The following is a 20,770-nucleotide window of genomic DNA, read 5'->3' on the forward strand; positions in this document are numbered from 1 at the left end:
CGTCCCGCAAGCGCGGTGTGGCCGCGCCCGCCCACAGCGAACCAAAGTCGGGGCCCCGCCCTTTTTGGGGGGCGCGGCCCCCGGCCGTGGTGTGACCAAGGCGTGGGCGTCACCCGTTCGGCCCACCGGCCGGGCGCCCACCGGCCGGGGCGGCGCACCCTGAATTACGGGTTCCCTCACGCGTCCCTCCGCAGCCCGGCCGAGGAGGTCCCCCTTGTGCGCCTGTCCCGCAGCCTCGCCCCGGTGACCGTGGCCGTGGTCCTCGTGCTCTCCGTGCCGTACGAGGCGATGCCCTACGCGCGCGTGGGCGACGGAAAACCACCCGCGCCGAACCTCTTCGGGGCCGCCTGCCGGACGACCGTGCGCGGCTCCCACGTGGTGGCCCACTGCCACAACCCCTATGTCGACACCGATCGCGTGCGGCTGCACATCGAGTGCGCCCGCTGGTGGGACATCGACACGGACAGCGCACCGGTGGACACCGAGCCCGCCATGACCGTACGGCTCGCCGGCCGGTGCTGGAAGGAAGTCCGGTCGGTGTGGATCAGCCACCAGAGGGAGCGCTGAACCGGCCCGGGCGGCACAGGAACGGATAGCTCGCGGCCTCGGCCGCCGCCGCCTCCGCGTCCCCGGCGCGGATCGCGTCCACCAGGCGTGTGTGCTCCATGTGCGTCTCCGGTGTCAGCTCCGCACCCACGTCCGCGCGCAGCCAGTCGCGCAGCACCTCGCCCAGATCGGCGTACATCGCCGTCATCGCGTCGTTGTGCGAGGCGGCCACCACGGCCAGGTGGAAGGTGGCGTCGGCGGTCACGAAGGCCTCCGCCTCGCCCGCCTCCCAGGCCGCCTCGCGCCGCTCCAGCAGTGTGTCCAGCTGCTTGAGGTCCTTCTCGGTGCGCCGCTCGGCGGCCAGCCTCGCCGCCGCCGACTCCAATGCGGCGCGCAGCTCCGCGATGTGCCGGGGGTCGGCGTCGGCGAACCGGCGGTGCATGACGCCGGCCAGCTCGCTCGTCGCCACCACATAGGTGCCCGAGCCCTGCCGGATGTCCAGCAGGCCGTTGTGGGCGAGCGCGCGGACGGCCTCGCGGACCGTGTTGCGGGCGACGCCGAGCTGTTCGACCAGTTCCGGTTCCGTGGGGATGCGCGAGCCGACCGGCCACTCGCCGGAGGTGATCTGTTTGCGCAGTTCTGCGATGACCTGCTCGGACAGCGCCGAACGGCGCGGGTGGCTCAGGGGCATGGCCCACCTTCGCACGACGGTCCCGGGCTCGGACTCCCCGGGAGTGGACAACCAATCATCCCATGATTCTATGATGGCTGGCATGGCGAGTGAGGAAACCCGGACAGTGGAGACCCGTACGGCGATGTCACCGACCGAACGCGGTACGGCCGCCGCGACGAGCACCCCCGAGACGCCCCCCGGCGCGGGCCGCACGCGCGCGTGGGCGCCCCGCCTGGTCGTGGCCGGCATCGTGCTGTCCGCGCTGAACCTCCGCCCGGCCATCACGAGCCTCGGCGCGCTCCTGGAGGAGGTCCGCGACGGGCTCGGCATGAGCGGCAGCGTGGCGGGCCTGCTCACCTCCGTGCCCCCGCTGTGCTTCGCGGTCTTCGGGGTCACCGCGCCCCGCCTGGCCCGCCGCTTCGGGCCGGCCGCCGTGGTGTGCGCCGGGATGGCCGCCATCACCGCGGGTCTGCTGATACGGCCGTATCTCGGCAGCACGGCCGGCTTCCTGGCCGCCAGCGCGCTCGCCCTGATGGGCATCGCCGTCAGCAACGTGCTCATGCCGGTCATCGTCAAGCGCTGGTTCCCCGACCGGGTCGGCTCCATGACCGGTCTGTACTCGATGGCCCTCGCCCTCGGCACCTCCCTGGCCGCAGCGGTGACCGTGCCCCTGACGGACGCCATGGGCGGCAGCTGGCAGTCCGGCCTCGCCGTGTGGGCCGCCCTCGCCGGCGCCGCCGTCCTGCCCTGGCTGCCGCTCGTACGCGAGCGCGGCACCGCGCCCCCACGGCCGCAGGAGCAGGGGCGGGCGGCGGCGGAACGGCACGCACCGCTGCGCATCACCCGCTGCCGCACCGCCTGGGCGCTCGCCGTCTTCTTCGGCCTGCAAGCCACCGCCGCCTACATCACCATGGGCTGGATGCCGCAGATCTTCCGGGACGCCGGCGTGCCGGCCGGCACCGCGGGCCTGCTGCTCGCCGTCACCATGGTGATGGGCGTGCCGCTGGCCTTCGTCATCCCGCGGGTCGCCACCCGGCTGCCCCAGCAGGGCCCGATCGCGCTGGTCCTGGGCGTGTGCGGCCTCGCCGGATACGCCGGCCTGTACATCGCGCCGGCGGCCGGAGCCTGGGCCTGGGCGCTGCTGCTCGGCGTCTCCAACTGCGCCTTCCCGCTGGCCCTGACCATGGTCGGCATGCGGGCCAGGAGCGGCCAGGGCGTGGCCCAGCTGTCCGCGTTCGCGCAGAGCACCGGCTATCTGATCTCCATTCCCGGCCCGCTGCTGGTCGGCGTGCTCTACCAGCACAGCGGCGGCTGGGGAATGCCGATCGCCCTCATGACGGGCCTGATGGTGCCGCAGATGGCGGTGGGCTTCCTGGCGGGCCGCGACCGCACGGTGGAGGACGAGGCCGGCCGCTAGGTCCTGTCGTCGCACTCCTGCCGTTCGCCCGGAGGGCGGGCTGGGCGGCCCCAGCTGCGTACTCCCATGTCGGGCGGGTCGGCCGGCTCCGGTGGGGCGGTGGCGCGGGCGCGCCCGCCCCGCCCGGCTCCCGTTCGGCCGGGCGGTCCACTCCGGGCGGCTCTCGTTCGGCCGGGCGGTCGGCTCCGGGTGCGGCGTGCGTGACCACCGGCCCCCTCGCCGGGCAGGTGCGGGTCTCCCGCCCCGGCCGAACCCAGCGGAGCGGAGGGTGCGAGACTGGGCGCATGCAGCCTGTGCTCGACCCGAACCCGCAGAACGGCCAGAAGAAGATGCTGCTCGTCTTCGGCGCGTTCTTCGCCATCTTCGCCGTCATCGCCGTCATCGCGATCATCGCCTCCCCGTGACGGGCGCGGCCGGGCGGTGTCCCGGCCCGCTTCCGGCGGCGGACGGTGGGGACAGCCCCCCATCCCCTAGGGGGCAAGGCTCAGGGTCAACTGGGTGGATGCCCGGATGGGTTGACGGCCCCGGATTCCGTAGCTTCGAGACGTGGCCGCACGACACGGTCACGGACCCGCTCGAAGACCCACGGAGGCGATCATGCCGGCCCGCATCCCTTCCCGGCCCCACCCGGCGACCACGGGCGGCGTCGACATCCGGCTGCCCTGGTGGGCCCTGGCCCTGCCCGCGCTCGCCTTCATCGCGCTCCTGGTCCTGATACTCAACCCGTCGGACGCACACGCGGCGAGCAGCGACCCGGCGATCACGCACCTCTTCGAGCGCGCCCAGCAGCTCCTCACGCGCTGACCCGAAGTCTCCGCACGCGGTGAATCCGCATGTCAACTCCCTGCGCCGCCTGGCGTGTTTCATGCGAAGCTGGGTCCCATGAGCGCCGCAGAACCTCGCAGGATCGTCCTCCTCCGGCATGCGAAAGCCGACTGGCCACAGGTGTCCGACCATGAGCGCCCGCTCGCCGAGCGGGGCCGCAAGGACGCCGCGGTCGCCGGACGCAAGCTGGCCGACACCGGTATCACCTTCGACCTCGCCCTGTGCTCCACCGCGACCCGGACCCGCGAGACCTGGAAGCTCGCCGTCCACGAGCTGGCACACCGGCCGAAGACCGTCTACGAGGAGCGGATCTACGAAGCCTCGCCCGGCGAACTGATCGCCGTGCTCAACGAGACTCCGGACGACGTGCGGAACCTGATCCTGATCGGCCACAACCCGGGCGTCCACGGCCTGGCCGACATCCTGTCCGGCACGGCCGAGCAGGACGCCCGGGAGCGGATGAACCGCCGCGGCTTCCCGGCGGCCGGCTTCGCGGTGCTGTCCTTCGACGGCCCCTGGAAGACCCTGGAGCCGGGCGTGGCCACGCTCATGGACTACTGGGCGCCCGCCGAGTGACCTCGCACAGACGCGGGGGCCCGGCACCTGCGCGGTGCCGGGCCCTGGCGCATCCGGCCGGCCGGACCGGGCTCAGCCCTCGTCGTGCGTGTCGGCTGCCTCGACCTCTTCCCGGGTGACGCCCAGCAGGTACAGCACCGTGTCGAGGAAGGGGAAGTTCACCGCTGTGTGTGCCGCCTCGCGGACCACCGGCTTGGCGTTGAAGGCGACGCCCAGACCGGCAGCGTTCAGCATGTCCAGGTCGTTGGCGCCGTCACCGATCGCCACCGTCTGTGACAGCGGCACCCCGGCCTCCGCAGCGAACCGGCGCAGCAGCCGCGCCTTGCCGGCGCGGTCCACGATCTCGCCCGTGACCCGGCCGGTGAGCTTGCCGTCGACGATCTCCAGCGTGTTGGCCTGCGCGAAGTCCAGACCCAACCGTTCTCTCAGATCGTCCGTGACCTGTGTGAAGCCACCGGAGACGACACCGACCTGGTAACCGAGCCGCTTCAGCGTGCGGATCAGGGTGCGGGCGCCCGGCGTCAGCCGGACCTCGTTGCGCACCTTCTCCACCACGGAGGCGTCCAGCCCCTCCAGCAGCGCCACGCGCGCGTGCAGCGACTGCTCGAAGTCCAGCTCCCCGCGCATCGCCGCCGCCGTCACCTCGGCGACCTTGTCCTCGCAGCCGGCGTGCGCCGCGAACAGCTCGATGACCTCGTCCTGGATCAGTGTGGAGTCCACGTCCATGACCACCAGACGCTGAGCGCGCCGGTGCAGGCCCGCCGAGACGACCGCGACGTCGACACCCAGTGCCGCCGCGTCGGTGGCGAGGGCCGTGCGCAGCGGCTCGGTCTCCACTCCGGAAACGGCGAACTCCACTGCCGTCACCGGGTACTTGGCGAGCCGGAAGATACGGTCGATGTTGCCGCCGGCCTTCGCGATCCGGGCGGCGATGGCGGCAGTCGACTCGGCGGTCAGCGGATGGCCGAGGACGGTCACCAGAGAGCGCCCGAGGCCACGCGGCTGGTTGTCGCCGCGCCCCGAGATGATCTCCGCCTGCATCTTCATCGACTCGGCCCAGCTGTGCACGGTGGCCCTGAGGTCGCCCTCCAGGCCGGCCGGCGGCTGGGTGACCAGCGCGCACAGCACCAGGCGGCCCCGGGTGACGACCTGCTCGATGTCGACCACGTCGACGAGGTAGGTGGCCAGGGTGTCGAAGAGGCCGGCCGTGATGCCCGGCCTGTCCCTGCCGAAGATCTTGACAAGGAGAGTCGGGACCTCGGGGGTCTGTGAAACGGAGGTCTGCGAAGCGCTCATGGTGTCACCACCGTATCCGGCACCCAGTGCCGTGCGCCGCCGAGGTCCGCCTGACGGACACGGAACAATGGATGACGCGCCGGTGTCAGGGATCTTGCCACCGGGAGACGCCCTGCCCCCGCACACGGCAGCCCCCGGCTCCCCCTCGACTCTGCCACGAGATGCCGTGTCCGGCAGCGCCGGGGGGCCGCCGGCTCAGCTTCCGCGCAGGAAGCCGTCCCCGTGAGCGGAGATGTGGGCCTCCAGAGCGGACAGGGCCTGCTGAGTGTCCTCCGCCGACCCGGAACCGCGCCGCTCGGCGTAGTACGCCGCCCCCAGCTGCTTCAGCAGATCGTTCCCGGCCCGCTGCTGCTGGAGCTCGTCCACCTTCTGCTTGCCCTGGTTCAGGGCGCTCTGCGCCTGTTCCCTGGCCCGGTCGAGAAAGTTCGCCATCACTGCCTCCCATCGCCTGGCGTCATCACTTCCCGCTTCCCCGCCTCGCACACCCACCCGAAGGTCACCATGCCCGCGCAGGCGAGGAGTTCGGCCGGGGCGACGGCAACTGCTGCCGCAGCCGTCACCGTTATTCGCCCACCTCGCCGGTATTGCCACTGTCCGGCCCGGTTTCAACCCGGTCGAACGGGACAGCGCGGTGAGTCGGAGCGCGTGCAGGCGCTCCTGGCAAGGCCCGGGTTTCGGTCACGGGGCTGAGCCTGAAATAGTTCCCCACGATGTTCGACATCCCTAGACTCCCTGCGATGGGGGTAACTCGGGGGACAACTCAGTGGGGCATGGAGTGCCGGAACTCGTACTGGAATCAAATGGACGGACCTGGACGTTGGACCCGTCCAGGCCCTACACCCTCGGCCGTGATCCGCAGGGTGACATCGTCTTCGACGACGCCAGGGTGTCCTGGCGGCACGCCACGGTCAGCTTCGACGGCCGTAGTTGGGTCATCGAGGACCATGGCAGCACCAACGGCACGTTCGTGCAGGGCCGGCGGATCCAGCAGACGGAGATCGGGCCGGGTGTGTCGCTGCACCTCGGCAACGCGACCGACGGACCGCGGCTGAACCTGTCCGGGGCCGCGGCCGGCCAGCAGCAGTCGGCGCCGTACGCCGCGCAGGGCGCCGGCGCGCCGGGCTGGGCCCAGCCGGCCCCGCAGCAGGCCGCCGCGCAGCAGCAGGCCGCCGCACAGCCGCCGGCCGCCGCGCAGCCGCCGGCCGCCGCACAGCCGCAGGCACCGGCTCCCCAGCCGGCCGTGCCGCACCAGGCGCCCGCGCAGCAGCAGGCTCCGCAGCCCGGCTGGCAGCAGCAGGCGCCCGCGTTTCCGCAGCAGGCGGGGCCCGCCGACCAGTACGCGCAGAACACGCCCGGTGGTGGCGCGGGGGCGCCGCCGGTCCACGGCGACCGCAGCCCGACGACCTTCCACCAGTTCGCGCTCGACCGCGTGATGCGCATCGGCCGTGCCCTGGAGAACGAGCTGGTCGTCTCCGACCTGCAGGTCTCCCGGCACCACGCCGAGTTCCACGCCACGCCCGACGGCCGGCTGGAGATCCGCGACCTCGGCTCGCACAACGGCACCTACGTCAACGGCCAGCCGATCCCCAAGGGCGGCTCGGTGCAGCTGGGCCCCGCCGACATCGTCGGCGTCGGCCACTCCACCTTCCGGATCGTCGGCGACCGGCTCGAGGAGTTCGTCGACACCGGTGAGGTCTCCTTCTCCGCGCGCCATCTGACCGTGACGGTCGACGGGGGCAAGCAGATCCTGCGGGACGTCTCCTTCGGCGTCCCGGAGAAGTCCCTGGTCGCGGTCATCGGCCCGTCCGGATCCGGCAAGTCGACCCTGCTCAAGGCGCTCACCGGCTACCGGCCCGCCAACCAGGGCGAGGTGCTGTACGACAACCGGAACCTGTACAAGCAGTTCGCCGAGCTGCGCCAGCGCATCGGTCTGGTCCCGCAGGACGACATCCTGCACAAGGAACTGAGTGTCAAGAAGGCCCTGAAGTACGCGGCCAAGCTGCGCTTCCCGGCCGACACCACCGCGGCCGAACGCGACGCCCGCATCGACGAGGTGCTGCGTGAGCTCAAGCTCGACATCCACAAGGACAAGAAGGTCACCTCCCTGTCCGGCGGACAGCGCAAGCGCGTCTCGGTGGCCCTGGAGCTCCTCACCAAGCCCTCGCTGATCTTCCTGGACGAGCCGACCTCCGGTCTCGACCCGGGCATGGACCGCGATGTCATGCAGCTGCTGCGCGGCCTCGCCGACGACGGCCGTACGGTCCTCGTCGTCACCCACTCGGTGGCCGAGCTGGCGCTGTGCGACAAGCTGCTGGTGATGGCGCCGGGCGGCGCGGTCGCCTACTTCGGCCCGCCCGAGGAGGCGCTGAACTTCTTCGGCTACGACAGCTGGGCCGATGTCTTCTCCGCCTTCGAGAGCTACCGCGACTACGACTGGGCGGGCCGCTGGAAGGGCTCGCAGCACTACCAGCTGTACGCCGCGGACGTCGACTCGGCCGTACCGCAGGCGGTACAGATGCCGCCGATGCAGGCGATCAGGCCGCCCAAGCCGCAGGGCTGGTTCTCCCAGTTCGTCACCCTGGTGCGGCGCTATGTGTCGGTCATTGCCTCCGACCGCGGTTTCCTGGCCCTGATGGTGCTCCTGCCGGCCGTCATCGGCTCGGTCAGCCTGCTGATCCACCCCGACCGCGGCCTGCTGCCCAACGGCGCCAATCCGCAGACCGGGCAGATCGTGCCCAACGGCACGGCCACCACCGTGCTGCTGATCCTCGCCGTCGGCGCCTGCTTCGCCGGTGCCGCCAACTCGGTCCGTGAGCTGATCAAGGAACGGGTGATCTACGAGCGGGAGCGCGCGACCGGCCTGTCCCGGTCGGCGTACCTGATGTCGAAGGTGTTCGTGCTCGGCGTGATCACCGGGCTCCAGGGGCTGCTGGTCGGCGTCATCGGCTTCGGCAGGCGAGAGGTCCCGGACCAGGGCCTCATCCTCGGCAACGCCACTCTGCTGGAGCTGTGCCTGCCGATCATGGGGCTCGGTTTCGCCGCGATGATGTTCGGCCTGATCATCTCCTCGCTGGTGAAGACCGCCGAGAAGACCATGCCGCTGCTGGTCATGTTCGCGATCATCCAGGTCGTCTTCACCGGCTGCCTGTTCGCGCTGCACGGCACGGTCGGCGTCAACGAGTTCTCGTACCTGATGCCGTCCCGCTGGGCGGTCGCCGCGGCCGGCGCCACGCTGGACTTCAACCGGCTCAGCCCGCCGGAGACCGCCGGCGACAACGACCCGCTGTGGAACCACACGGCGGGCGCCTGGACCGGGGACATGATCGCACTGATCGTGCTCGGCGTGATCTGCGGCTTCTTCGTGGCCCGCTTCCTGCGCCGGCACGAGCCGGAGGTCATGCGGAAGTAGCCGCGCCCGGGCACAGACGCCGAAGGGCGGCACCCCGTACGGGGTGCCGCCCTTTCGCGTCTCTGAGAGGTCCGCGCCGACCTCAGTACGCGCTGTTGACGTTGTCGATCGAGCCGTACCGGTGGGCCGCGTAGTTGGCGGCGGCGGTGATGTTGGCGACCGGGTCGTAGATGTTCGAGGACGTGCCCGGCACGTGGTAGGTGTTGAAGGTGGGCTGGATCACCTGCAGCAGGCCCTTGGACGGGATGCCGTTGACGGCGTTGATGTCCCAGTCGTTGATGGCCATCGGGTTGCCCGAGGACTCACGCATGATGTTGCGGTGCAGGCCGCTGTAGGAGCCCGGGATGTTGTGCTGCTTCATGATGTCCAGCGCCTGGCGGATCCAGCCGTCGAGGTTGTTCGCGTAGGTCTTCGCGGCGACCGGCTGCATCGCGATGCGCTGCGCGGAGCGGCTCACGACCGCCTTGGCGGCGCGGTCCTGCGCGGCCTTCTTCGCGGCGGCGTCGGCGGCGGCCTTCTTCGCCGCGGCCTCGGCGCGCTGCTTGGCGGCGGCCTCGTCGGCGGCCTTCTTCTGCGCGGCGAACGTGTCGAGCTTGACCGTCTCGGTGGCGAGCTGGTCGGTGACCGTGCCCTTGACGTTCTTCAGCGCGGTGGCGGAGGCGACCTGGGCGGTGGCTACCTGGGCGGTGGTGGCCGGGGCGCCGGTGGTGACGGTGTCCGCGTGGCCGGGGACGGCCGACAGGGCGATGGCGGCGGTGCCGAGAGCGGCGACACCGGCGACGGCGATCTTGTGCTGCTTGGTCAGGGCACGACTATGAGCACGGTTGAGGATGTTCTTGGGCATGGCTGATGGACCTCTTCGTTGGCGCGGAGGTCGCTCCTGCGTCCGCCGGGGGAATCGGCTCCTCCCGCACGAACGCCGCGGGCTGGTAGCCGCGGCGCTGAGCGACGGAAGCAATTCTTAGCGGGCGCAAAATGCCCAGGCAAAGGTGTGACGTACGATCCTCGGTAGTGGATCAGGGAGGGGCAAAACGGGACAGATTGGACCGTCTGTCCCGTTCACTCCGGGATGTTTATCTCCTATGTCCGTTCGTACGTGATGTGGGCCCTATGTGCGGGCTCACATCGGAGACGTAACAGTCTCACCATCAGTTGCCGTCGCAACGCGCTCCGTGAGGACCCTCGTCCGGGAGGATGAGATGGACGTCGCCGAACTCGTGCCACAGGTAGAGCCCCCGCAGCGCCTCGTCGTAAGCGCGGTCGACCGCTGTCCTGCCCGCCACCGCCTCCAGCATCAGCAGATGCGAGGCCTCCGGCTCGTGCAGCCCGGTCAGCAGCCCGTCCACCACCCGCACCCCGCGCTCCGGCGTCACGACCAGGTCCGTCCAGCCCTCGGCCGCCCGCACCACCGCGTCCGGCCCGGCCGCCGACTCCACGGCCCGCACGGCCGTCGTACCGACCGCGATCACCCTGCCCGCAGCCGCCCGCACGGCGTTGATCAGCCGCGCCGACGCCTCCGGCACCGCGAACCGCTCCGGATACGGCGGCTCGTGTGCCTCCGCCGACGCCACCCCCGTGTGCAGCGTGACCGGCGCGAACTGCACACCCCGGCTCACCAGCTCCGCCACCAGGCGCGCGGTGAAAGGCCGCGCCGCACTCGGCATCTCCGCACTGCCCGACCCGTCCGGCGACGGCAGCGCGAACACCGTCTGGTACACCGACAGCGGCTGGTCGCGCTCCGTATAGGAGTAGCGAATGGGCCGCCCGCAGGCGCGCAGCATCTCCAGGACGTCCCCGCCCGACCGGGCCCACCACAGCCGCTCCCCGCGCGGGGTCAGCGGCTCCTCCAGCACCAGCCGCCCCGCCCCCGGGACCACCACCTCCGTACCCGCATGCGTGCCCGCACGCGCGCGTGTAGTGCCCTGCCCGTCCGGCTCGCGCACCTCCACCGCCCATCGGCCGTCGTCCCCGCGCGTGGAGAAATGCACCACCACGCGGGCGTGCCCGATCCGCCCGTCCACCGCCGCGGCGAGCGTGGGGGAGGTGTTCACCACCAGCACGTCCCCGGCCCGCAGCAGCAGCGGCAGCTCGGGGAACGCGTGATGCGTCACCTCCGTACCGCGCGACACCAGCAGCCGTACGGCGTCCCGGTCCAGCCCCGGACCGCGCTGCTCGGCGGGCACGCGCGCGGACCGTCCCTGCGGCACGCGCACTGCCGTCCTCACCGCTCCTCCAGCAGCGCGGGCGCCGCGTACCGCCCGCTGGCCGGCCGCTCGTCCAGCAACCGCAGGAACGCCGGTACGACCGCGGCGGGCGCCGGACGCGGATCGTCGTCGTCGGGTACGGCCGCCGCATACAGTTCCGTCGCCATGTCCCCGGGATCCACCGCCCACACCCGCAGGCCGGGCTCCTCCACCCCCAGCACCGCCACGAGCTGGTCCAGGGCCGCCTTCGAGGCGCCGTAGCCGCCCCACGTCCCGTACGCCTCGGCCGCCGCGTCCGAGCTGACCGCGACCACCGTCCCGGCCGGCGACCGGCGCAGCAGCGGCAGCGCCTCACGGACCAGGCCCAGCGCGGCCACCACGTTCACCTCCAGCGCCCGCCGCAACCCCTCCAGGGGCAGCTCGGCCAGCCGCACCAGCGGCTCCGCGCCCAGCGCACTGGCATTGCTCACGAGCAGATCGACACCGCCGAGCGCGCGGGCCGCCGCCACCAGCTCCGCCCGGTGCCCGGCGTCCGTCACATCCCCGGCCAGTGCCTCCACGCGCGTGCCGTGCCCGGAGACGCTCTCCGCGGCCTCCTTGAGCGCCTCGGCGCCCCGGGCGTCCAGCACCAGGTCCCAGCCCCGCGCGGCCAGCGCCTCGGCGAGCGCCCGCCCCAGCCCCTTCGAGGCCCCCGTGATGATCGCTACCGGCATGACTACCGTCCCCTCGTCGCTGACCGCCCTCATCGGGCGGTGCCGACACCGTAGGAACGGCACCGCCCCGGCCGCCTCGGACGCGGGCCGCAGAACCGAGGGGTCCTTCGGCGTACACCGCACGGCCGGGGCCCCGGGACCCAGACCCGCAGCCCTAGGTCCAGCGGACCAGGGCCGGCCGTCACAGGTCCCATCCGCTCTGTCACACCCCGCCGGTACCGTGAGGACATGAGTCAAGGCCCCCGGTCCGGCCTCGCCGCGGTCAGTTCCGCGCTGCTGGCCATGAGCAGGCACCTGGAGGTGCGCGACGTCCTCAAGACGATCGTCGCCTCCGCCCGCGAGCTGCTCGACGCGCAGTACGCCGCCCTCGGCGTCCCCGACGACCACGGGGGCTTCGCCCAGTTCGTCGTCGACGGCGTCAGCGACGCCCAGTGGAAGGCCATCGGCCCGCTGCCCCGCCAGCACGGCATCCTCGCCGCGATGCTGCACGAGGCGAAGGCCGAGCGCCTCGCCGACGTGCGCAAGGACCCCCGCTTCGAGGGCTGGCCGTCCGCGCATCCGGACCTGGTCGATTTCCTGGGCCTGCCCATCCGCGACGGCGACGAGGTCATCGGGGCCCTGTTCCTCGCCAACAAGCTGCCCCCTGCGGGGGGACACCCCTCACAGCCCCCGTGCCCGAACCGCGAGGGGCGCTGTGGCTTCACCGCGGAGGACGAGGAGCTGCTCGCCATCCTCGCCCAGCACGCCGCCATCGCCCTCACCAACGCCCGGCTGTACGAGCGCAGCCGTGAGCTGACCATCGCCGAGGAACGCTCCCGCCTCGCCCACGAACTGCACGACGCGGTCAGCCAGAAGCTCTTCTCGCTGCGTCTGACCGCCCAGGCCGCGGCGGCCCTCGTCGACCGGGACCCCGCCCGCGCCAAGGGCGAGCTGCACCAGGTCGCCGCGCTCGCCGCCGAGGCCGCCGACGAACTGCGTGCCGCGGTGGTCGAGTTGCGCCCCGCCGCCCTGGACGAGGACGGCCTGATCGCCACCCTGCGCACCCAGACCCAGGTCCTCGACCGCGCCCACACCGCGCGCGTGACCTTCACCAGCAACGGCTTCCGCGCCCTGCCCGCCGCCCAGGAGGAAGCCCTGCTCAGGGTCGCCCAGGAGGCCCTGCACAACGCCCTGCGCCACTCCGGCGCCGAGCACGTCGACGTGAGCGTCCAGCGGCGCGGCTGCGGAGCCGTGCTGCGCGTCACCGACGACGGCAACGGCTTCGACCCCAAGGCGGTCCGCCGCGCCGGACGCCACCTGGGCCTGGTCTCCATGCGGGACCGGGCGAGCGGGGTCGGCGGCGCGCTCAGCGTGGAGTCGGCGCCCGGCAAGGGCACCACGATCGAGATGGAGGTCCCCGGTGGCTGACGCAATCAAGGTACTGCTCGTCGACGACCACCAGGTCGTCCGCCGGGGCCTGCGCACCTTCCTGGAGGTGCAGGACGACATCGAGGTCGTCGGTGAGGCCGCCGACGGCGCCGAGGGCGTCGCCCGCGCCGAGGAACTGCGGCCGGACGTCGTCCTGATGGACGTCAAGATGCCGGGCATGGACGGCATCGACGCCCTGCGCAAGCTCCGCGAAGCCGGCAACCCCGCGCGCGTGCTGATCGTCACCAGCTTCACCGAGCAGCGCACGGTCGTACCGGCGCTGCGCGCGGGCGCCGCCGGATACGTCTACAAGGACGTGGACCCCGACGCCCTCGCCGGCGCCATCCGTTCCGTGCACGCCGGCCACGTCCTCCTCCAGCCGGAGGTCGCCGGCGCCCTGCTCTCCCAGGAGGAGAGCAACTCCGGTCAGGGCAGAGGGACTTCACTCACCGAACGGGAACGTGAGGTGCTCGGCCTGATAGCCGACGGCCGCTCCAACCGCGAGATCGCCCGCGCCCTGGTGCTGTCCGAGAAGACCGTCAAGACGCACGTCTCCAACATCCTCATGAAACTGGACCTCGCCGACCGCACCCAGGCCGCCCTGTGGGCCGTTCGCCATGGCGTGACCGGCTGAAACGCCCTCACCAAGACATCACCGAGGGCAACGCGAGGGGTCAGGGTATGGACTGAGATTCATACCGTCGTGGGAATGTCACCCGGATGGCGCACCCTCCGGCGGTCTGCGCCGTTCTCCAGTGCGTGCTGCGGCGAACCGCCGCGGTGAACGTCTAGGAGGGGTTGGAAAGTGAAGAACCTGAAGAAGGCCGCGGCCGTGACGATGGTGGCCGGTGGCCTGATGGCCGCCGGCGCGGGGATGGCCTCCGCCACCACCGGCGCCCACGCCTGCGGCGACGCCCAGGGCTCCCCGGGTGTCATCTCGGGCAACGTCATCCAGGCCCCGGTCCACATCCCGGTGAACGCGGTCGGCAACAGCGTGAACGTGATCGGCGTGCTGAACCCGGCCTTCGGCAACACCGGTCTCAACCACTGAGTTTCCGGCCCACAGTGACCACAGGCCTCCCGTGTGCACCGGGAGGCCTGTCCGCTTTTGGCCGGCCGCCTACCGCACTCCCCGCTCCCGCTCCTCCACGACGGAGTTGTACGCCGCGACCAGCGCCCGCCGCGCCGTCCGTTCCACGGGCCGCAGCGCCTCGGACCGCGCGGCCATCTCAGCGGAGCTGACCGCACCGCCGTGCCCCTTGTCATACGCCAGGGACACCAGCAGCCCCACCCGCTGCGCCAGCTCCAGCACCCGCACCGCGCGCGACGGATAACCCGGCGCCAGCACCTCACGCCCGCGCTCGGACCGCGCCCGGTACGCGTCGATCGCCGCCTCCGCCACCGGCCCCGACCCGGCCACGTCCAGCTTCGAGAGCACGGCTGTCGCGTCGCGCAGCGCCTCCGCCAGCTCCCGCTCGGCCTCGCCCAGCGACGGCACATCGGCGGGCGGCGCCTCCCGCACCGGCAGCACCTGCCAGACCACCTCCGCATGCACATCACCGGCGGGCCCGGCCTCGTACACCTGGGGCACCAGCCCGAGCGCGGCCCCGAAGCAGACCACCGCCTCCTCGGCCTCCAGCGCCCGCGCATTGAACTCCGGCGGCCCGCTCAGCCCCAGCGGATGCCCCGGCACGGGCAGTGCGACCCGCAGCCCCGTCGCCCCCAGCGCCCGCAGCCGCCCCAGCGCGAGCGTGAGCCCCACCTGCGCGGATTCCCCGGGCAGCCCCTCCACCCGGTGCGCCGTGTCCTCGCCCACAATGGCGAGCGCGGCGTCATCCGGAGAGGCAAGTCCGGCCAAAAGGGCATTTCCCCAAGCGGCAAGGCGTCCTGAACGCGGTTCCGAGAGCATGCACCCACCCTAAGGACAGGACCGATGGAATGGTGCCGGGCACTCGTGGCGTAGATTTCATAAGGGCTGCGCCCACCGGCGCGGCGGACCGAGCCACAGGCCTACGCGACAGCCGAGACCGGCCACACTGCAAGGGGAGACAACGCGCTCATGAGCGATGTTCTGGAGCTTCAGGACGTATCCGTGGTCCGCGAGGGCCGGGCTCTGGTGGACCAGGTCTCCTGGTCGGTGAAGGAGGGCGAGCGCTGGGTCATCCTCGGCCCCAACGGCGCCGGCAAGACCACCCTCCTGAACGTCGCCTCCAGCTACCTCTTCCCCAGCAAGGGCACCGCCACCATCCTCGGCGACACCCTCGGCAAGGTCGACGTCTTCGACCTGCGCCCCCGTATCGGCATGGCCGGCATCGCACTGGCCGAGAAGCTCCCCAAGCGCCAGACCGTGCTGGAGACCGTACTGACGGCCGCCTACGGCATGACCGCCCACTGGCAGGAGGAGTACGACGAGGTCGACGAGCAGCGCGCCCGCGCCTTCCTCGACCGCCTCGGCATGAGCGACTACCTCGACCGGAAGTTCGGCACCCTCTCCGAGGGCGAGCGCAAGCGCACCATGATCGCCCGCGCCCTGATGACCGACCCCGAGCTGCTCCTGCTCGACGAGCCCGCCGCCGGCCTCGACCTCGGCGGCCGCGAGGACCTGGTCCGCCGCCTCGGCCGGCTCGCCCGCGACCCCATCGCCCCCTCGATGATCATGGTCACGCACCACGTCGAGGAGATCGCCCCCGGCTTCACCCACGTCCTGATGATCCGCCAGGGCAAGGTTCTCGCCGCCGGCCCGATCGAGCTGGAACTGACCTCCCGCAACCTCTCTCTCTGCTTCGGCCTCCCGCTCGTCGTCGAGCAGGTCGGCGACCGCTGGACCGCCCAGGGCCTGCCCCTGTCCTGACCCTCCACCGGAGGCGGTCGTGAGCCGGCCCCGCTCCCTTTTGCGCCCTGTCCGCCGCCCGACCCCGGCCCTACCATGACCATGTGAACGACATCGACGCATGGGTGTGGTGGCTCGTCGGCGCGGCGGCGCTCGGAATCCCGCTCGTGGTCACCGCGATGCCGGAGTTCGGCATGCTCGCGGTGGGGGCCGTCGCCGCCGCCGTGGTGTCGGGCCTCGGCTTCGACGCCGTGATCCAGGTCCTCGCGTTCGTCGTCGTCTCCGTCGCACTCATCGCCGTCGTCCGCCCCATCGCGGCCCGGCACGGCAGACAGCGCCCCCAACTCGCCACCGGCGTCGACGCGTTGAAGGGCAGGCAGGCAGTCGTCCTCGAACGCGTCGACGGCTCCGGCGGCCGCATCAAGCTCGCCGGGGAGGTCTGGTCGGCCCGCGCCCTCGACACCGGACGCGCCTACGAGGTGGGCCAGGAGGTGGACGTCGTGGACATCGAAGGGGCCACCGCCATCGTCATCTGAGGCATCGGGCCTCCTTCATCTGAGGCAACCGGCCCACGAGTTGGGCGACGGTCTGTCAGACTCGACCAGCAAGATCTTCAACAACCAGCGGGATCTGCCGAGGCGCCGAGGCGGAGAGGGGTACGGGGAACACGATGGAACCGGTCATCATCGTCCTGATCATTCTGGTGGTGTTGGTCTTCATCGCCCTGATCAAGACCATCCAGGTCATCCCACAGGCCAGCGCCGCCATCGTCGAGCGCTTCGGCCGCTACACACGCACCCTGAACGCAGGCCTGAACATCGTGGTCCCGTTCATCGACACCATCCGCAACCGCATCGACCTGCGCGAACAGGTCGTACCGTTCCCGCCGCAGCCGGTGATCACCCAGGACAACCTGGTCGTCAACATCGACACGGTCATCTACTACCAGGTGACGGACGCCCGCGCGGCCACCTACGAGGTCGCCAGCTACATCCAGGCGATCGAGCAGCTCACCGTCACCACACTCCGCAACATCATCGGCGGCATGGACCTGGAGCGCACCCTGACCTCCCGCGAGGAGATCAACGCCGCCCTGCGCGGCGTCCTCGACGAGGCGACGGGCAAGTGGGGCATCCGCGTCAACCGCGTGGAACTGAAAGCCATCGAACCGCCCACCTCCATCCAGGACTCGATGGAGAAGCAGATGCGCGCCGACCGTGACAAGCGCGCTGCGATCCTCACCGCCGAAGGTACGCGCCAGGCCGCCATCCTGACCGCCGAGGGCGAGAAGCAGTCCCAGATCCTGCGCGCCGAGGGCGAGGCCAAGGCCGCCGCCCTGCGCGCCGAGGGCGAGGCCCAGGCGGTCCGTACGGTCTTCGAGGCCATCCACGCCGGCGACCCCGACCAGAAGCTCCTGTCCTACCAGTACCTGCAGATGCTCCCGAAGATCGCCGAGGGTGACGCCAACAAGCTCTGGATCGTCCCCAGCGAAATCGGCGACGCCCTCAAGGGCCTCTCCGGCGCCATGGGCAACTTCGGCCCCCTCGGCGGCGGTTCGGGCAACAACGGCTCGTCGGGCAACGGCCACAACGGCGGCACGGAGCGCCGGGAGAAGCCGTCGATCGACTGACACCCTCGTACAGGGAGAGGGGCTCACCTTCCGCGGAAGGTGAGCCCCTCTCCCTGTGGGCCTAGCGCCGCATGCGTCAAGCCTCGTACGGGTCAGGCGGCGGCCTGCGACAGCCACTCCGGAAGCGCCTCGAACTCCTCGGTCCCCAGCGCCAGCAGCATCGCGTCCTGAGGCGTCGGCTCGAACGGCTGCCGAAGCAACGGCATACCCGCCTGCTCGGGAGTCCGGTCCGCCTTGCGGTGATTGTCCTCCGCACACGACGCCACCGTGTTCAGCCACGAGTCGGTGCCACCCTGCGCCCGGGGCACCACGTGGTCCACGGTCGTCGCCCTGCGCCCGCAGTACGCGCACCGGTGCCGGTCCCGGACCAGCACACCCCGCCTCGACCACGGGGCTTGTCTTCGGAACGGCACCCGTACGTACCTGCACAGTCTGATCACCCGGGGCGCGGGTATGTCCACATCGGCACCGCGCATCCGCAGTTCGGGATGGGCCTGCTCTACGACGGCCTTGTCCTGGAGCACCAGAACGACGGCTCGATTCAGCGTCACCGTCGACAGCGGCTCGAAGCTCGCGTTCAGCACCAGCGTGTCCCGCATCCAGCCCACCTCCCGTGTGCACCTGCCCACCCCCCGGCGGGCTTGGATCAACTCTGGACGGGCGCGCCGAGATGGACAACGCAATAAAAAATGCCCGCCTCCGATCACTTCCAAGACCGAAGGCGGGCAAACGTTCAATGAACGCTCGGCTGAATCGCGGCGCCGCGCTCAGCCCTGCGCGGGGTTCTCGCACTCACCGGTTCTCGTACTCACCGATGAGCTGCGCCCGCGCGATCGCGTGGAACCGCAGATGGAAACCGACGACGGCCGGCGACGCATCCGCATCCGGACCCAGCTTCTCCTGGTCCACCGCGTACACCGTGAAGACGTACCGGTGCGGCCCGTCCCCGGGCGGCGGCGCGGCACCACCGAAGTCCTTCGTCCCATAGTCGTTGCGCGCATGCACCGCACCCTCGGGCAGGCCCTCGAACTTGCCGCTGCCCGCACCCGCCGGCAGCTCCGTCACGGAGGCCGGGATGTCGAACAGGACCCAGTGCCAGAACCCGCTGCCGGTCGGCGCGTCGGGGTCGTAGCAGGTCACGGCGAAGCTCTTGGTCTGCGGCGGGAAACCCTCCCAGCGCAGCTGCGGCGAGGTGTTGCCCTCCGCGTGGACCTGGGCGCTCTTCAGCGTCGCGCCCTCCTCGATGTCCGCGCTCGTCACCGTGAACGACGGCACGGGCGGATGGAAGTCATGGGGGAGCGGCCGCCGCTTGAGCTCGGTCACCTCGGTACCTCCTGATCGATGATCTGGAACCAGCTGTCCCGAGCCTAGAACCAGTTGCGCTTGCCGCCGACCTCGGACAGCCACTGGTTGAGATAAGCCGCCCAGTCGGTCCCCTGCCAGTCGTTCAGACCCACCTGGAAGGACCGGTAGGTGTCCGAGCCCTCGCTGAACAGACCCGGCTTCTTGTCCATCTCCAGCACGACGTCCATCGCGTGTTCGTCGGCCACGAAGCTCAGCTCGACCTGGTTCAGGCCCCGGTACTGCGACGGCGGGTAGAACTCGATCTCCTGGTAGAACGGCAGCCGCTGCCGCGTACCCCGGATGTGACCGCGCTCCATGTCCGCGTTCTTGAAGCGGAAGCCCAGCTGGATGAACGCGTCCAGGATCGCCTTCTGCGCCGGCAGCGGATGCACGTTGACCGGGTCCAGATCCGTCGAGTCCACGGCCCGCGCGATCGCCAGCTCGGTCGTCACCCCGATGTGCATCCCGCGCAGCGCCTGCCCGTCGATCATCGTGACCGGAGTCTCCCAGGGGATCTCCAGACCGAACGGCACCGCGTGCACGGCCCCCGCCTGCAGCTCGAAGGCACCACCGAGCTGCACCTTGGTGAACTCGATGTCCTGCTTGTACTCCTGGTCGCCGCTCTCCACCTCGACCTTGGCCTGCAGCCCGACCGACAGCCCCTCGATGTCCTGGTTCACGGACCCGCCCTGGATCCGCACCTCACCCTGGACGACCCCGCCCGGCACGACATTGACCTCGGTCAGCACCGTCTCGACCGACGCCCCGCCGGCCCCGAGGCTCGCAAGCAGCTTCTTGAACGCCATTGACTCTCCCTTTACGAAGGACCCTCGACCCCTACAAACGCGATCCGCCCGCGACCGGTTCCGCCGGCGCGGTGCTCCGTCTGCACTACCCTCGGAGGGCATGATCGCGCCCCCGGACCGTACGCCACTGCCCAGAGAGTTCTTCGACCGCCCGGTCCTCCAGGTGGCACCGGACCTCCTCGGCCGCATCCTGGTCCGTACGACCCCGGACGGCCCGATCGCCGTCCGCCTCACAGAGGTCGAGGCGTACGACGGTCCGAATGATCCCGGCTCCCACGCCTACCGCGGCCGCACCGCCCGCAACGCGGTGATGTTCGGCCCGCCGGGACACGTGTACGTCTACTTCACCTACGGCATGTGGCACTGCATGAACCTCGTCTGCGGCCCCGAGGGCCGGGCGAGCGCCGTCCTGCTCCGCGCCGGCGAGGTGATCGAAGGTGTGGACCTGGCCCGCAAACGTCGAGTTTCGGCCCGGAACGACAAGGAACTGGCCAAGGGGCCGGCCCGCCTGGCGACGGCCCTGGAAGTCGACCGCGCACTCGACGGTACGGACGCGTGTGCCAGCGGTGAGACCGCGCTGAGGATGCTGACCGGTACGCCCATAGCCCCTGACCAGGTACGAAGCGGCCCCCGTACGGGAGTCGCCGGCGAAGGCGGGAACGGCGACATCCATCCCTGGCGTTACTGGGCGGCCGACGACCCGACAGTGAGCCCCTATCGAGCCCATGTACCGAGGCGCCGCCGAAGTTGACGCACCCTGCGAAGGTGCGTAATGTATCCCGAGCCGCTGAACCGGGTACGGCGATCGCCTGCAGCCGGAGCGGCCAACCCACTACCTAGCTACAACCCCTCGGCGGGGTCGTTTCTGGCGCGCTCGCGTGCCCGAATTCGAACTCGCGAGACTCGATTATGAGTCGCCGAGAGAATGAGCTAACGTAGTGAATGTCGAAAGGGCGGACGGCGAAAGCCAAAAGCCCCGGAGACATCCCGCCGACAGGGAATCGGATCGAGAAAAGATCTGATAGAGTCGGAAACACCGAAGGGAAGCGCCCGGAGGAAAGCCCGAGAGGGTGAGTACAAAGGAAGCGACCGTT

23 protein-coding genes are annotated in these 20,770 nt (G+C 71.0%); 13 read left to right on the plus strand and 10 right to left on the minus strand.

What is annotated here, in order from left to right; genetic code table 11:
• Positions 1-216: 216 nt before the first annotated feature.
• Positions 217-567 (plus strand): hypothetical protein, encoded by a 351-nt coding sequence (locus tag ACZ41I_RS39765; RefSeq protein WP_468516434.1) that lies wholly within the window; start codon positions 217-219, stop codon positions 565-567.
• Here the strand turns inward: ACZ41I_RS39765 and ACZ41I_RS39770 are convergent.
• Complete coding sequence (locus ACZ41I_RS39770; protein ID WP_363220435.1) at positions 545-1,237, minus strand: FadR/GntR family transcriptional regulator; 693 nt, start codon at positions 1,235-1,237, stop codon at positions 545-547. The two genes, ACZ41I_RS39765 and ACZ41I_RS39770, sit on opposite strands and share 23 nt — an antisense overlap.
• Before the next feature lie 82 nt (positions 1,238-1,319).
• Here ACZ41I_RS39770 and ACZ41I_RS39775 point away from each other — a divergent pair, with 82 nt between their 5' ends.
• The 4 genes from ACZ41I_RS39775 to ACZ41I_RS39790 all read left to right on the plus strand — a co-directional run bounded on the left by ACZ41I_RS39775 (position 1,320) and on the right by ACZ41I_RS39790 (position 4,037).
• Complete coding sequence (locus ACZ41I_RS39775) at positions 1,320-2,636, plus strand: CynX/NimT family MFS transporter (protein WP_468516435.1); 1,317 nt, start codon at positions 1,320-1,322, stop codon at positions 2,634-2,636.
• A 284-nt stretch (positions 2,637-2,920) separates the two neighbouring features.
• On the plus strand, positions 2,921-3,040 hold the full coding sequence (locus tag ACZ41I_RS39780) for an SGM_5486 family transporter-associated protein (protein WP_363220437.1): 120 nt from the start codon (positions 2,921-2,923) through the stop codon (positions 3,038-3,040).
• Between the two features lie 193 nt (positions 3,041-3,233).
• Positions 3,234-3,440, plus strand: a complete 207-nt coding sequence (locus ACZ41I_RS39785; RefSeq protein WP_399770467.1) for a hypothetical protein — start codon at positions 3,234-3,236, stop codon at positions 3,438-3,440.
• Positions 3,441-3,518: 78 nt separating this feature from the next.
• Entirely contained in the window at positions 3,519-4,037 is a 519-nt protein-coding gene (locus ACZ41I_RS39790; protein WP_363220439.1) for a SixA phosphatase family protein, read from the plus strand.
• Between the two features lie 72 nt (positions 4,038-4,109).
• On the opposite strand, the gene serB is transcribed toward ACZ41I_RS39790, so the two are convergent.
• Positions 4,110-5,333: a phosphoserine phosphatase SerB gene (gene serB, locus ACZ41I_RS39795; RefSeq protein ID WP_363220440.1), complete on the minus strand. Its 1,224-nt coding sequence runs from the start codon at positions 5,331-5,333 to the stop codon at positions 4,110-4,112.
• A gap of 195 nt (positions 5,334-5,528) precedes the next feature.
• Entirely contained in the window at positions 5,529-5,765 is a 237-nt protein-coding gene (locus tag ACZ41I_RS39800) for a hypothetical protein (RefSeq protein WP_468516436.1), read from the minus strand.
• 331 nt (positions 5,766-6,096) lie between these two features.
• On the opposite strand from ACZ41I_RS39800, the gene ACZ41I_RS39805 reads away from it, so the two are divergent.
• Positions 6,097-8,742 carry an ABC transporter ATP-binding protein/permease gene (locus tag ACZ41I_RS39805; RefSeq protein WP_468516437.1) on the plus strand — a complete coding sequence of 882 codons (2,646 nt, stop codon included), beginning with the start codon at positions 6,097-6,099 and terminating at the stop codon, positions 8,740-8,742.
• An 82-nt stretch (positions 8,743-8,824) separates the two neighbouring features.
• Here ACZ41I_RS39805 and ACZ41I_RS39810 read toward each other — a convergent pair whose 3' ends face one another.
• The 3 genes from ACZ41I_RS39810 to ACZ41I_RS39820 form a co-directional block, all read right to left on the minus strand.
• Complete coding sequence (locus ACZ41I_RS39810) at positions 8,825-9,586, minus strand: transglycosylase SLT domain-containing protein (protein WP_468516438.1); 762 nt, start codon at positions 9,584-9,586, stop codon at positions 8,825-8,827.
• Between the two features lie 304 nt (positions 9,587-9,890).
• Entirely contained in the window at positions 9,891-10,967 is a 1,077-nt protein-coding gene (locus ACZ41I_RS39815; RefSeq protein WP_468516439.1) for an S-adenosylmethionine:tRNA ribosyltransferase-isomerase, read from the minus strand.
• Positions 10,964-11,659, minus strand: a complete 696-nt coding sequence (locus ACZ41I_RS39820) for an SDR family NAD(P)-dependent oxidoreductase (RefSeq protein WP_468319913.1) — start codon at positions 11,657-11,659, stop codon at positions 10,964-10,966. The genes ACZ41I_RS39815 and ACZ41I_RS39820 overlap by 4 nt, the downstream gene beginning before the upstream one ends.
• Positions 11,660-11,887: 228 nt before the next feature.
• Here ACZ41I_RS39820 and ACZ41I_RS39825 point away from each other — a divergent pair, with 228 nt between their 5' ends.
• From ACZ41I_RS39825 to chpE, 3 genes are all read left to right on the plus strand, one after another.
• Positions 11,888-13,066 carry a GAF domain-containing sensor histidine kinase gene (locus ACZ41I_RS39825; protein ID WP_468516440.1) on the plus strand — a complete coding sequence of 393 codons (1,179 nt, stop codon included), beginning with the start codon at positions 11,888-11,890 and terminating at the stop codon, positions 13,064-13,066.
• Positions 13,059-13,700 (plus strand): response regulator, encoded by a 642-nt coding sequence (locus tag ACZ41I_RS39830; RefSeq protein ID WP_399770484.1) that lies wholly within the window; start codon positions 13,059-13,061, stop codon positions 13,698-13,700. Before ACZ41I_RS39825 ends, ACZ41I_RS39830 begins: the two co-directional genes overlap by 8 nt.
• A 171-nt stretch (positions 13,701-13,871) precedes the next feature.
• Positions 13,872-14,117: a chaplin ChpE gene (gene chpE, locus ACZ41I_RS39835; protein ID WP_363220134.1), complete on the plus strand. Its 246-nt coding sequence runs from the start codon at positions 13,872-13,874 to the stop codon at positions 14,115-14,117.
• A gap of 69 nt (positions 14,118-14,186) precedes the next feature.
• Here the strand turns inward: chpE and ACZ41I_RS39840 are convergent, their stop codons facing one another.
• Positions 14,187-14,975, minus strand: a complete 789-nt coding sequence (locus ACZ41I_RS39840) for a hypothetical protein (RefSeq protein WP_468516441.1) — start codon at positions 14,973-14,975, stop codon at positions 14,187-14,189.
• A 150-nt stretch (positions 14,976-15,125) separates the two neighbouring features.
• Here ACZ41I_RS39840 and ACZ41I_RS39845 point away from each other — a divergent pair, with 150 nt between their 5' ends.
• The 3 genes from ACZ41I_RS39845 to ACZ41I_RS39855 all read left to right on the plus strand — a co-directional run bounded on the left by ACZ41I_RS39845 (position 15,126) and on the right by ACZ41I_RS39855 (position 17,526).
• Complete coding sequence (locus ACZ41I_RS39845) at positions 15,126-15,917, plus strand: ABC transporter ATP-binding protein (RefSeq protein ID WP_363220132.1); 792 nt, start codon at positions 15,126-15,128, stop codon at positions 15,915-15,917.
• 83 nt (positions 15,918-16,000) lie between these two features.
• Positions 16,001-16,432, plus strand: coding sequence for an NfeD family protein (locus ACZ41I_RS39850; RefSeq protein ID WP_363220131.1), 432 nt, complete (start codon positions 16,001-16,003; stop codon positions 16,430-16,432).
• A gap of 134 nt (positions 16,433-16,566) precedes the next feature.
• Entirely contained in the window at positions 16,567-17,526 is a 960-nt protein-coding gene (locus ACZ41I_RS39855) for an SPFH domain-containing protein (RefSeq protein ID WP_363220130.1), read from the plus strand.
• A 92-nt stretch (positions 17,527-17,618) separates the two neighbouring features.
• On the opposite strand, the gene ACZ41I_RS39860 is transcribed toward ACZ41I_RS39855, so the two are convergent.
• The 3 genes from ACZ41I_RS39860 to ACZ41I_RS39870 form a co-directional block, all read right to left on the minus strand.
• On the minus strand, positions 17,619-18,125 hold the full coding sequence (locus tag ACZ41I_RS39860; protein ID WP_363220902.1) for an HNH endonuclease: 507 nt from the start codon (positions 18,123-18,125) through the stop codon (positions 17,619-17,621).
• Positions 18,126-18,318: 193 nt separating this feature from the next.
• The gene (locus tag ACZ41I_RS39865; RefSeq protein ID WP_363220901.1) at positions 18,319-18,849 is read right to left on the minus strand and encodes a YbhB/YbcL family Raf kinase inhibitor-like protein; all 531 of its coding nucleotides are present in this window, start codon (positions 18,847-18,849) and stop codon (positions 18,319-18,321) included.
• Between the two features lie 44 nt (positions 18,850-18,893).
• Complete coding sequence (locus tag ACZ41I_RS39870) at positions 18,894-19,676, minus strand: sporulation protein (RefSeq protein WP_363220900.1); 783 nt, start codon at positions 19,674-19,676, stop codon at positions 18,894-18,896.
• A 100-nt stretch (positions 19,677-19,776) separates the two neighbouring features.
• Between ACZ41I_RS39870 and ACZ41I_RS39875 the strand changes: the two genes are divergently transcribed.
• Positions 19,777-20,427 carry a DNA-3-methyladenine glycosylase gene (locus tag ACZ41I_RS39875; RefSeq protein ID WP_363220899.1) on the plus strand — a complete coding sequence of 217 codons (651 nt, stop codon included), beginning with the start codon at positions 19,777-19,779 and terminating at the stop codon, positions 20,425-20,427.
• Positions 20,428-20,770: the final 343 nt, after the last annotated feature.

It is taken from the genome of Streptomyces sp. NPDC030799, assembly GCF_055572255.1.

What these genes read in the sequence shown, in the direction of transcription:
- ACZ41I_RS39770 (WP_363220435.1), bottom strand. Translation starts at nt 1,237, where the DNA reads ATGCCCCTGAGCCACCCGCGCCGTTCGGCGCTGTCCGAGCAGGTCATC.
- ACZ41I_RS39775 (WP_468516435.1), top strand. Translation starts at nt 1,320, where the DNA reads ATGGCGAGTGAGGAAACCCGGACAGTGGAGACCCGTACGGCGATGTCA.
- ACZ41I_RS39780 (WP_363220437.1), top strand. Translation starts at nt 2,921, where the DNA reads ATGCAGCCTGTGCTCGACCCGAACCCGCAGAACGGCCAGAAGAAGATG.
- ACZ41I_RS39785 (WP_399770467.1), top strand. Translation starts at nt 3,234, where the DNA reads ATGCCGGCCCGCATCCCTTCCCGGCCCCACCCGGCGACCACGGGCGGC.
- ACZ41I_RS39790 (WP_363220439.1), top strand. Translation starts at nt 3,519, where the DNA reads ATGAGCGCCGCAGAACCTCGCAGGATCGTCCTCCTCCGGCATGCGAAA.
- serB (WP_363220440.1), bottom strand. Translation starts at nt 5,333, where the DNA reads ATGAGCGCTTCGCAGACCTCCGTTTCACAGACCCCCGAGGTCCCGACT.
- ACZ41I_RS39800 (WP_468516436.1), bottom strand. Translation starts at nt 5,765, where the DNA reads ATGGCGAACTTTCTCGACCGGGCCAGGGAACAGGCGCAGAGCGCCCTG.
- ACZ41I_RS39810 (WP_468516438.1), bottom strand. Translation starts at nt 9,586, where the DNA reads ATGCCCAAGAACATCCTCAACCGTGCTCATAGTCGTGCCCTGACCAAG.
- ACZ41I_RS39820 (WP_468319913.1), bottom strand. Translation starts at nt 11,659, where the DNA reads ATGCCGGTAGCGATCATCACGGGGGCCTCGAAGGGGCTGGGGCGGGCG.
- ACZ41I_RS39825 (WP_468516440.1), top strand. Translation starts at nt 11,888, where the DNA reads ATGAGTCAAGGCCCCCGGTCCGGCCTCGCCGCGGTCAGTTCCGCGCTG.
- ACZ41I_RS39840 (WP_468516441.1), bottom strand. Translation starts at nt 14,975, where the DNA reads ATGCTCTCGGAACCGCGTTCAGGACGCCTTGCCGCTTGGGGAAATGCC.
- ACZ41I_RS39845 (WP_363220132.1), top strand. Translation starts at nt 15,126, where the DNA reads ATGAGCGATGTTCTGGAGCTTCAGGACGTATCCGTGGTCCGCGAGGGC.
- ACZ41I_RS39855 (WP_363220130.1), top strand. Translation starts at nt 16,567, where the DNA reads ATGGAACCGGTCATCATCGTCCTGATCATTCTGGTGGTGTTGGTCTTC.
- ACZ41I_RS39860 (WP_363220902.1), bottom strand. Translation starts at nt 18,125, where the DNA reads ATGCGGGACACGCTGGTGCTGAACGCGAGCTTCGAGCCGCTGTCGACG.
- ACZ41I_RS39870 (WP_363220900.1), bottom strand. Translation starts at nt 19,676, where the DNA reads ATGGCGTTCAAGAAGCTGCTTGCGAGCCTCGGGGCCGGCGGGGCGTCG.
- ACZ41I_RS39875 (WP_363220899.1), top strand. Translation starts at nt 19,777, where the DNA reads ATGATCGCGCCCCCGGACCGTACGCCACTGCCCAGAGAGTTCTTCGAC.